Annotated in this window: 8 protein-coding genes; 4 read left to right on the forward strand and 4 right to left on the reverse strand. The window is 49.6% G+C overall.

Going from position 1 to position 10,123, the window contains the following annotated elements:
- Positions 1–537: 537 nt before the first annotated feature.
- Positions 538–1,998: a substrate-binding domain-containing protein gene (locus TPRIMZ1_RS19710; RefSeq protein ID WP_051004291.1), complete on the forward strand. Its 1,461-nt coding sequence runs from the start codon at positions 538–540 to the stop codon at positions 1,996–1,998.
- A gap of 179 nt (positions 1,999–2,177) precedes the next feature.
- Here TPRIMZ1_RS19710 and TPRIMZ1_RS0107430 read toward each other — a convergent pair whose 3' ends face one another.
- The gene (locus TPRIMZ1_RS0107430; protein ID WP_010257178.1) at positions 2,178–2,912 is read right to left on the reverse strand and encodes a hypothetical protein; all 735 of its coding nucleotides are present in this window, start codon (positions 2,910–2,912) and stop codon (positions 2,178–2,180) included.
- Between the two features lie 153 nt (positions 2,913–3,065).
- On the opposite strand from TPRIMZ1_RS0107430, the gene TPRIMZ1_RS0107435 reads away from it, so the two are divergent.
- From TPRIMZ1_RS0107435 to TPRIMZ1_RS0107445, 3 genes are read left to right on the forward strand one after another with little or no spacing between them, the layout of a single operon-like run.
- Positions 3,066–3,944, forward strand: coding sequence for a sulfide/dihydroorotate dehydrogenase-like FAD/NAD-binding protein (locus TPRIMZ1_RS0107435; RefSeq protein ID WP_010257181.1), 879 nt, complete (start codon positions 3,066–3,068; stop codon positions 3,942–3,944).
- A 10-nt stretch (positions 3,945–3,954) separates the two neighbouring features.
- Complete coding sequence (gene gltA / locus TPRIMZ1_RS0107440) at positions 3,955–5,463, forward strand: NADPH-dependent glutamate synthase (protein WP_010257182.1); 1,509 nt, start codon at positions 3,955–3,957, stop codon at positions 5,461–5,463.
- A 23-nt stretch (positions 5,464–5,486) separates the two neighbouring features.
- Positions 5,487–6,164: a tetratricopeptide repeat protein gene (locus TPRIMZ1_RS0107445; RefSeq protein WP_010257185.1), complete on the forward strand. Its 678-nt coding sequence runs from the start codon at positions 5,487–5,489 to the stop codon at positions 6,162–6,164.
- Between the two features lie 326 nt (positions 6,165–6,490).
- Here the strand turns inward: TPRIMZ1_RS0107445 and TPRIMZ1_RS0107450 are convergent, their stop codons facing one another.
- From TPRIMZ1_RS0107450 to TPRIMZ1_RS0107460, 3 genes are read right to left on the reverse strand one after another with little or no spacing between them, the layout of a single operon-like run.
- Positions 6,491–7,432 carry a sugar ABC transporter substrate-binding protein gene (locus TPRIMZ1_RS0107450; RefSeq protein WP_010257189.1) on the reverse strand — a complete coding sequence of 314 codons (942 nt, stop codon included), beginning with the start codon at positions 7,430–7,432 and terminating at the stop codon, positions 6,491–6,493.
- Between the two features lie 51 nt (positions 7,433–7,483).
- Positions 7,484–9,007: a sugar ABC transporter ATP-binding protein gene (locus TPRIMZ1_RS0107455; RefSeq protein WP_010257193.1), complete on the reverse strand. Its 1,524-nt coding sequence runs from the start codon at positions 9,005–9,007 to the stop codon at positions 7,484–7,486.
- 5 nt (positions 9,008–9,012) lie between these two features.
- The gene (locus TPRIMZ1_RS0107460; protein WP_010257196.1) at positions 9,013–9,966 is read right to left on the reverse strand and encodes an ABC transporter permease; all 954 of its coding nucleotides are present in this window, start codon (positions 9,964–9,966) and stop codon (positions 9,013–9,015) included.
- Positions 9,967–10,123 lie beyond the last annotated feature (157 nt).

Here is a 10,123-nt window from a genome sequence, read left to right on the forward strand (position 1 = left end):
AATTCCAAATGTGCTCGGCCGGGGATGCCCCTCCCTCCGCCCGCCATTGTTAGTAATACTGAAGAAGAGGGGCGCTGGGGGGGCATGATGGAGGGGTAATCCGTAATACATTCGGCTAGGGGCGCTCCACGCCCCGACCACCTACGGTGGGTAAACGGTGTCTTTTTTTACATCTTGAGAAAGGTGATTGAATAAGTTTCTTGTATTGATTATGATAATCCTATGTTTCAGGCGTCGGCAATCCTAAACCTAGTACTCAGTATCCGAACGGACTTTAATCCGCTCGCCTCCGGCATCCCGGCGGAGTTTGTCCCCCCCCCCCCCCCCCCCAAAAAAAAAATTCCTTGTTGTATAACCTTTTACGTAAAAGCTACTCCGGGGGTTTCCCTACCTAGGCACCAGCGCCCGGCATGTCTAAAGACATCTGCGCGAGTCCTTCTTTACCTGCCGGAGAAGGAACCTCATGGAGTTCGCCTTCGGTGACGGCGGGAATACAGGCTGGTTCTGCGTACAGGTAGAACGCGGCATGGAGTGATAATGATGTTACCCGCTTATGCGGAAACCATATTAATTATGTTGGCGGGGCATAAAAACCGCAAAGGAGTTGTTTACATGAAGAACACAAGGTTTTTTATGGCGGGAATGTTGGTAATGGCGCTGGCATTTGGATTGGTTCTGGCAGGCTGCGAAAACGGCACAACCGAAACGTCCCCGACTGCGGCGTATTTGAATGAAAAGGTGTGGGTGTGTGCGGGCGGAGATATGCCATCAGGTGTTACTTCCCTTACTATGGCATTTTCGGGAACCAATCAATGGACGGAAACATTCAACGGCGGAAGTAATGACGGGAAAACGGTACGGACTATACGCTCTCCGGTTTGGCGATTACCTTTACTATTANCAGGCAGTACTTTTCCCGGTACTCCAGCCGTCGGTACCATTTATACATCAGAGTTCAATGCTACCCAAGCCACCCAATTCACCGTACCGGGTCAGGGGTTGATTTTTAACAGACAGTCATCATCGGTCTCAACTGCCCCGAATATTGAGGCAATTCTTTGCAATAATGATGAGATGGCAATGGGAGCGATTGAGGCACTCAGAGACGAGGGCTACTTTGGAGCAGGCGGGAAGTACATTCCGGTTGTTGGGGTTGATGGCACAGCTTTTGCAATTGCGGCAATAACTGAGGGAACATTGCTCGGCACCGTATTGCAGGATCCCTTTAGTATGGGTAAAGCAACCTTTGAGACGGCCTATGCATTAGCCGATGACAGAGCGGTCGTTTTATCGGATACAAGCTGGGTTAAAGATGGCCAATGGATTTTAATACCAAATAAAAAAATAACCATCGGTAATACTGAAGATGTTGAAATACCCCCTCGGGTTGTTGACAGTTCTGAACATCCATTAAAAATAGCGGTTTTGCTTAACAGTGAAGGCGATTCTTTTTTACATAATATTTTAACCGGCGTTATTAATGCTGCTGTGGGCAAAGCAGAAATTCTCTACACGTTTGCAAATGACCAGAACGATCAAATTGATTCTATTAATCAATATTTAGCGGATGGTGTCGATGCCCTTGCTGTCGATATGGTTGATACCACTACTGCTGCGGATATTATCCAAATCGCTAAAGCGCAGAATATCCCACTGGTATTCTTTAACCGCCTGCCGCTTGACGGAACCGAATTAAAGGCCGAAGATAATGTTTTCTGTGTATATATGGATTCCATAGATCAGGGAAAAAAACAAGGAGAACTCATTGTTGACTATTGGAACGCCCATCCTGAAGCGGATAGAAACAATGACGGCATCATTCAATATGTCATGGTTAAAGGCCCAGCCCAATTAGAGGCAACCAACCGGACCAAGTATTCGATTGAGAGAATAGAAGAATTGGGGGTGAATACTAACAAGCTATTTGATATAACCGCTAATTGGAGCCAATCCCAAGCAAAAGACGGAATAAAAACCATTCCGAAATCATATTGGTAACGCAAGGGTGACTGACACAACGGCGTATCCGGGAAACCGGGTGCGCCGTTTTTTGGGGATGGCATGGAACACCTGAAAACCAGATTGGCAAATTGTTTCAGGTATTAGAACCTACCCAAAAGAGAATCAGACATCCACTGAGCAGGAAATTTTACTAAAGGTATAAGTTCCTCCGGGACCTATTTCCCCAGAATCCGCTCCCTATACGCCGTCCCGATCCGTTCCAGTGTCTCTGCCGTGGTTTCCCTCCGCTTGGCCTGTTTGTGCAGGTCTATCGTGAACTGGTTCATGGAAAAGTGCCGGTAGAAATAAAGCTGGTTAAAAAAGGTGACTGACACCTTTTTTAGGGCTTCGGTGTAGACTTCGAAGATGCCGTTTTTTTTCATTTCCGAGTAGCCTATGATCCATACCGGGATGGGGGACAGGACTTGGTAGAATTCTTCCAGGATTTTGACCATGCTTAGCTGGGATTGGGCGATTGCATCTGTTAGGGCCGGACCGCCGAGACGGCAGAGTTCCCGGAGTTCCACGGTGCGGGGGGTGTGGATTGGGGTCTTGTTCAGGATGAGGACGTTTTTGCGGAAGTCTATACCCAGGGAAGGCTCTTCCCGGAAGAAGCGTTCGGTGATTTTACCCGAGGGGCCTACCAGGTAACGGCGGTTTTCCGCGGCCTGTTCACGGCGGCCGGGGTTATCCGCCACCAGGATGAGCTTAATTTCGTCCTTGGAGCCCATTTCGTCCAGGGCTTCGTTGTACACCACCGGGGTTTCCACGGTATAGGCCGGGCCGGAGCGGGTATCCACCAGTTTTTGCTGGAGCCGCCGCAGATTGGGCAGGCTTCGGCTTAGCTGTTCCACCGACTCTTTATAGATATCCCTGGCTGCGGCAAATTTTTTCCAAGTACCGGCTTTCATGAGGGGTATTCTATCATATTGTTGCGTCAATTTTGAAACTATTGTACTATAAAAAAAGAATAAATTCGAAAATTTATTCAGAGGGGTGTTTAGCGAAACTTTGTTTTGCTTCGATTTAACGGTGCGGCAGCCGCTGCACGAAAGAAGGTTGACATGCATAAGATACTATCAAAAAAGCAGTTGTCCGGAGAGGTCTACGAAATGGTCCTGGAGGCGCCGCTGATCGCCCGGGCCAGGAAGGCGGGGCAGTTTTTGATTCTCCAGATCGACACCGATTGGGGGGAACGCTTCCCTCTGACTATTGCCGATGCGGATCCCGTTGCGGGAACGGTGACCATCGTGTTTCAGACCGTGGGCGCTTCTACCCACAAACTGGCGACCAAGAAAGAGGGGGATTCTGTGGAGAATCTTCTGGGTCCCCTGGGGAATCCTACCCATATCCAAAAGTTCGGCACCGTGGTTTGCGTGGGCGGCGGTATCGGCATTGCCCCCATGTACCCCATAGCCCAGGCCATGAAGGCCGCAGGGAACAAGGTGATCGCCATCATCGGTGGCCGGACCAAGGAACTGGTGATCTTCGAAGACCGGGTAAAACAGGTGGTGGACGAGCTGATCGTGGTTACCGACGATGGTTCGTATGGAAGGAAAGCGGTGGTAACCGAGCCTCTAAAAGAATTCTGCCAACAGGCACATAAGCCGGACATGACGGTCGCCATTGGGCCGCCTATTATGATGAAATTCTGCGTCGCCGCAGTAAAGGATTACGATGTTCCTATCATGGTGTCCCTTAATACGATCATGATCGACGGAACCGGTATGTGCGGCGGCTGCCGGGTGAGCGTGGGCGGGGAAACCAAGTTTGTCTGCGTAGACGGGCCGGAATTCGACGGTCATAAGGTTGATTTTGAAAATATGATGCTCCGGATGCGGGCTTTTAAGCCCAGAGAGGACGAGGATCATCATAAATGTCATGTTGGATTAGGACTTCCGCCTCATGTGCCGCCCCAAGCGGCGCCGGCGGGGAAAAAATAGGGGGTGATGTATGAGTGGAGAGAATAAAACGAAGGAACAACTTACGAAAGAGGCGGAAACACTCTTAAAACCCTTCCTTGCCCGGAAGGCTGCGGGTGAAAAGATAGGTCCCAAGGATCGAATGGCCATTCCTTCCCAGGATATGCCTGCCCAGGACCCAATAGCGCGGGGTAAAAATGTGGCGGAAGTGGCCGAAGGGTATGGTGAAGCCCAGGCCCGGCTGGAAGCGGAACGCTGTCTGGGCTGCAAGAACCAGCCCTGCGTAAACGGCTGCCCGGTCCAGGTACCCATCCCCCGGTTTATCGCGGAAATTCAGAACGGCGATTTCAAGGCGGCGGTGGATATTGTCAAGGAAACCAACCTGCTTCCGGCGGTGTGCGGCCGGGTCTGCCCCCAGGAAAAACAATGCCAGAGCGAATGTACCCTGGGAAAGAGCCTTAAGGATGTGAATAAATCGGTGGCCATAGGCCGACTGGAACGGTTTGTGGCGGACTGGGAACGGGCCAATAACAAGGTTACCATCCCCACCGTAAAGCCCAAGACCGGAAAAAAGGTCGCCGTGGTCGGTTCCGGTCCTGCGGGGCTTACGGTGGCTGCGGATACTGCCCGGGAAGGCCACGAGGTGGCGGTTTTCGAAGCTTTCCACAAAACCGGCGGGGTTATGGTCTATGGTATTCCCGAATTCCGGCTTCCCAAGGCCATAGTTCAGGCCGAAGTTGACGGCCTTAAGAAAATGGGCGTTGATATCGAGACCAACTTCCTGGTAGGCCGGACTCGGACCATCCGGGAACTCCTGGATGATGATAAGTACGATGCGGTGTTTGTCGGTACCGGCGCGGGACTTCCCAAATTCATGGGTATCCCTGGGGAGAACTTTGTGGGCGTGGTGAGCGCCAACGAGTACCTTACCCGGTCAAATTTGATGAAGGCCTATGACCCCTCAAAGGCCGCCACCCCCATGTACCAGTCTAAGATTGCCACGGTTATTGGCGGGGGAAATGTCGCCATGGACGCCGCCCGCATGGCCCTGCGGCTCGGGGCCGAGCAGGTCCACGTCATCTACCGCCGGACCAGGGAAGAAATGCCCGCCCGGGGTGAAGAGGTGGGGCACGCCATGGAGGAGGGCATCATTTTTGACTTCCTCAGGAATCCTACCCGTATCCTGGGGAATGAACAGGGCAGGGTAAGCGGTCTTGAATTGCTCAAGTACGAGCTTGGGGAGCCCGATGCCTCGGGCCGCCGCAGTCCCGTGGCCATCAAAGGTTCGGAATACGTCTTTGACTGCGACCTGGTGATCGTTGCCCTGGGGAATGAGTCAAACCCCCTGATCAGCCGGACCACCGCCGCCCTGAATGTCGATAAAAAGGGCCGTATCACCGTGGAAGGGGAATCCCAACAGACCTCCCTGGAAAGGGTGTACGCCGGGGGCGACATAGTCCTGGGGGCCGCTACGGTAATTCTCGCCATGGGCGAGGGCCGCCGGGCAGCCGCATCGATAAATAAACAGTTGGCGAACTAATAGTTCGTACCGATGATAGAATAATGCGGATCCATCCTGCCCTGTTTTGTATTGCCTTTCTTCTTATTATTAACCCGGTTTTTTCACAAACCGGGCAGGATGCTCGTCCGGATGCCCTGCGGAGCTACCGCATAGGCCGCGACCTGGAAGCCCGGGACCGCATGGACGAGGCAAATCAGTATTATAACGAAGCTGCCCGGATCTGTATGGATGAAATCACCCGGAATTCGGCAAGTATGGATTCCTATACGGTTCTAACCTGGACCCTGCAGCGCCAGCGGAAGTACTCCGATGTGATTGCCTGGGGCGAGCGGGGGCTTAGGATCAATGCTAACGACTACCGGATTGTGGAAACCATGGGGGAAGCCTACTTTTACCTGGACCGTTTCGATGATTCTCTGCGTTCCATGCAGCGCTATGTAAATTCCGTGCCCCAGGGGGAGCGCAGCTCGGTGGCCTATTTCTTTATTGGAGAGATCTTCCGGCTCCAGGGAAAATTCCACCGGGCGGATATTGCCTATACCACCGCGGTCCGCCTGGACCCGGGTTCCGCCCTTTGGTGGTACCGCCTGGGCTCGGTTCGGGAATCGGCGGGGGAATTTAGCCCCGCCATGGAAGCTTACCAGCGGGCCCTGCGGCTTAACCCTAACTACCGGGAAGCGAATGAGGGGCTGGAAAGGTCTCGTCGCAGTAGTACGTAAATATCCTTTTTTTGTACTTTATCGGCAAATCGGTCGTGGGGAGGGGTATGCCCGTCTTCATGTGCGTGTAGAGTCTGCTTGCGGAGCCCCTACGGGTCTCCTCCAGCAGGGAATTCCACATACATGAAGCCAGGCATACCCCTCCCCACGACCGCCTTTGTCACATAGTACGAAGAAGGATATGTTACGAACCGGATTCACTTGCCGGAGTGGCAGGCTGGGTATCAATGAGGTACATCTCCGCTGACAATTCCTTCAGCAGAGTGTACCGTTACCTAACCGTTTAATTGTAAAACATTCCCCGGATAATCAAACAGCCATCAAAATTATTTGTAAAATTCTTCAGAGTAGGTGGTAATATTTTCTTTCGTAATCAATACTGTACCGGCATCAACTGCAGAAGGCACCTTATCGCCGCGTGCGGCCTTTACCGCAAGCTCACCGGCAATACGTCCTGCTTTGTAAAAATTCTGCGCCATTGTTCCCCAGATAACACCGTCCTGGATGTATTGCAGGGTATCTTCATTGTCGTCAATTGCAAGAATGGTGATTTTACCGACAGTGTCCATTTCTTTTGTCGCGATCCCCGCCGCGACACCGGCGATTGAGTCGAGGCACAGCACCGTATCAATTGTGGGATTTGCCCGGAATATATCTTTGAATTTCTGCACCGCGATTGCCGAGTCGGCCTGGTCTTCGTCATTCAGTACAATTTTTACATCGGGGTACTTTTCTGCACATGCGGCAACAAACGCATCCCGTTGTTCAACCTGATTTGGGAAAGTCAATCCGGCCTGCATGATAAGCACATTTGCCTTTCCATTTTTCTGTTTGGCAATATAATCCGCCGCAAGCTTTCCGTAGACGGCATTATCGGTTCCTACATATGCAGAACGGGTATTCTCGGGGGAATCCATATTGATATTGATAATCTTGATCCCCTTGGCCCGTGCATCGGCGAGTGTAGGAGCGAAGGCTTCATATGCATAAGGGCATATAGCAATGGCAATTGGTTTTTCAATGATCGCGTCCTGAATGGATTGGTTGTAACCGGCAACATCAATAACACTTCGTCCGGTAATTTTGAGCCGGAAACCGTATTCCTTTGCAGCCGCTCCAAGGCCATTGTCGGCAGCGGTAAATACCGTACTTCCGATGAGCGGGTTAACCCACACTACCAGCGGTTGTGTGTCCTTGGCACCCCCGGCAAAAATGTTGGCTGAGGCAAATACTGCCAGAACCACACCAAGAATAAATAATTTTTTCATTTTTTGCTCCTCTGCTAAAATCTAAAATTGAAACAGTCGACGACTGATTTTTTATACACCGTATTCCTCAACGCAAGTGGCAGCACGCATAACCCTATCCTGGGTGAAGGCAGATCGAGGAATATTTCCGCGGATTTTACCACGGCCGATAACAATGAGTCTATCACACATTCCCAGAAGTTCCGGCAGCTCTGAAGATACCATAATGACGGCAAGTCCCTGCCGAACGAGTTCCGTAATAATATTGTAGATTTCTACTTTCGCACCAACATCAATTCCCCTGGTCGGTTCATCAAGAATCAGTACTTTTACAGTTTTCATCAGCCATCGGGCAAGAACAATTTTCTGCTGGTTTCCTCCCGAGAGGCTTAAAATATTATCTTCAATGCCTGAAGCTTTTACTTTTAGTTTGTCGAAAAACAGGCTGGAAACATTTTTTTCTTTTTCCGAATTAAAAAAACCGAAGCGTGAAACCATGGAAAGACTTGCTAAAGTCATGTTTTCGCGCAGATTCATGGTTTCCACAATGCCGGAAGCTTTTCTATCTTCGGTAACAAGTCCTATACTGTTTCGTATTGCTTCCGATGGAGTGTTTACCGATAAAGGTTTACCGTTAAGATGGACTGTACCGGCAGTTTTTTCCAATGCGCCAAAGATTGCATTTACGGTTTCACTTCTGCCGGATCCAACGAGGCCATAGACGCCGAGTGTTTCACCCGAATTGACCGAAAAGGAAATGTCTTCAACAATGTTTTTGTTCAGAATAAAGGGATGCGGAACCGAGAACCCTTCAATACGAAGCACTTCTTCTCCGATGGATACTTCCTGCTTGGGATACATCTCATCAAGTTTGCGTCCAACCATATACTCAATAAGTGACTCTATTGTGTATTCCCTGCGGGGTTTATTTGATACGATCGTACTGTCCCGCATTACAACGATACGATCCGCAATCTGCATGACCTCTTCAAGGCGGTGAGAAATATAAACACAGGCAATGCCGTGCTGTTTCAATGATGTAATGATTTTAAGAAGATTTGACGTGTCATTCTCGGTGAGCGCCGAAGTCGGTTCGTCAAACAGTATGATTTTTGGTTGACAGGCTAAGGCTTTGGCTATTGAAAGGAGCTGTTGATGACTGGTACTTAAATTGCGGACCATTTCATCGGGCTCAAGCTCAAGCTGAACCATTTTAAGGTATTCTTTGGTAGATTCTTTTATGTTACCCCATTGAATAAATCCACCCTTGTTTTCCAGGTTGCCAAGAAAGATATTTTCCGCAACCGTTAGGTCAAGATGGAGACTTATTTCCTGATGTACAAATTCAATACCGAAATTTTTTGAGTCCTTAGCGCTGTGGAATTTTAATTCGCGCCCGTCGGCGGAAATAGTACCTTCGTATGTTCCGGCAGTATATATACCGCCAAGAACATTCATGAGCGTTGATTTACCGGCGCCGTTCTCACCGACCAGGGCAATAACTTCCCCGGGGAAAAGATCCAAATCTACATCTTTAACCGCTGTTACCGAACCAAAACTCTTTGTAATTCCTTCCATTCGCAGAAGATTTTCCACAGGCCTTATCCCTTTTTCTTTCTCCGCTGATACTGATCGAGTCCGACCGCAATGATGATGACCAGCCCGGTTACGAAACGCTGCCAATATGGTGAAACCCCTACAAGGTTCATTCCTGTCGCTATCACCGTGATAAGAAGAGAGCCGAGAACGGTTCCAAGAACAGTTGCGGAACCACCGGTCATGCTTGCTCCCCCGATGATCACCGCAGCGATGACGCTCATTTCCATGCCTTCGCCGACCGTAGGCTGTCCGGAACCGAACCGAGCCGCCGTTAATATACCTGAGAGCGCAGAAAGCGCTCCTGCGATTACATAAACGCCGGCGGTTACTACCGGGACATTGATTCCGGCATATTTTGCGGTTGTTTCATTGCCGCCGATAGCATAAATTTTTCTTCCAAAGACAGTACGGGTCAAAACGATATGCCAGATAATTGCAAGCACAAAAGCAACATAGACTATTAAGGGAATATGAAATAATTTTCCCTGGCCTATTTTTGAAAATGCTTCCGGAAGTGGATAGACCGGTTTTCCTTTTGTAATAACGAGTACAAGCCCACGGGCCATATACATACTGCCGAGGGTTGCTATCATCGATGGAATGCGTAAAAAAACCACGGTCAGTGCATTAAAAAGCCCGATAAGCGCTCCGACACTTAAACCGATGAAAATTGATACCGGAATTGACCATCCCCGAAACAACAAGACGCTGGTTATGAGCCCGCAAAGTGCGAAAACTGCGCCAACCGAAAGATCGAGTCCCTTTGCAATAATCAGTAAAGTCATACCAAAGGCAATGATGGCGGTATATGATGTATTGCGAAATACTTCAATAATGTTGTCGAAGACAAAAAAAACAGGATTTATAAAATTAATTACAATTGATAAAAGAATCAGTACCAAGAATATTCCAAGTTCTTTAGTCGCAACTAATCGCTTAAGCGATTTATTAAACATATAAACATACTCCTTACCCTCTTCATAAACCTTGGTTGTTTTGATGTATACTACAGGATGTACTGTTTGTCAAGTACCGTCAGACCAGGTGGATTCACATACCGTAGTTCTGCGCACCGGCAGAAAAGAATATGCCCCCAAATTACGTTATCGGGGG

This window comes from Treponema primitia ZAS-1, from assembly GCF_000297095.1.
Classification (GTDB): domain Bacteria; phylum Spirochaetota; class Spirochaetia; order Treponematales; family Breznakiellaceae; genus Termitinema; species Termitinema primitia_A.

Coding starts and splice junctions, on each gene's coding strand:
- TPRIMZ1_RS0107430 (WP_010257178.1), bottom strand. CDS start 2,912: ATGAAAGCCGGTACTTGGAAAAAATTTGCCGCAGCCAGGGATATCTAT.
- TPRIMZ1_RS0107435 (WP_010257181.1), top strand. CDS start 3,066: ATGCATAAGATACTATCAAAAAAGCAGTTGTCCGGAGAGGTCTACGAA.
- gltA (WP_010257182.1), top strand. CDS start 3,955: ATGAGTGGAGAGAATAAAACGAAGGAACAACTTACGAAAGAGGCGGAA.
- TPRIMZ1_RS0107445 (WP_010257185.1), top strand. CDS start 5,487: ATGCGGATCCATCCTGCCCTGTTTTGTATTGCCTTTCTTCTTATTATT.
- TPRIMZ1_RS0107450 (WP_010257189.1), bottom strand. CDS start 7,432: ATGAAAAAATTATTTATTCTTGGTGTGGTTCTGGCAGTATTTGCCTCA.
- TPRIMZ1_RS0107460 (WP_010257196.1), bottom strand. CDS start 9,966: ATGTTTAATAAATCGCTTAAGCGATTAGTTGCGACTAAAGAACTTGGA.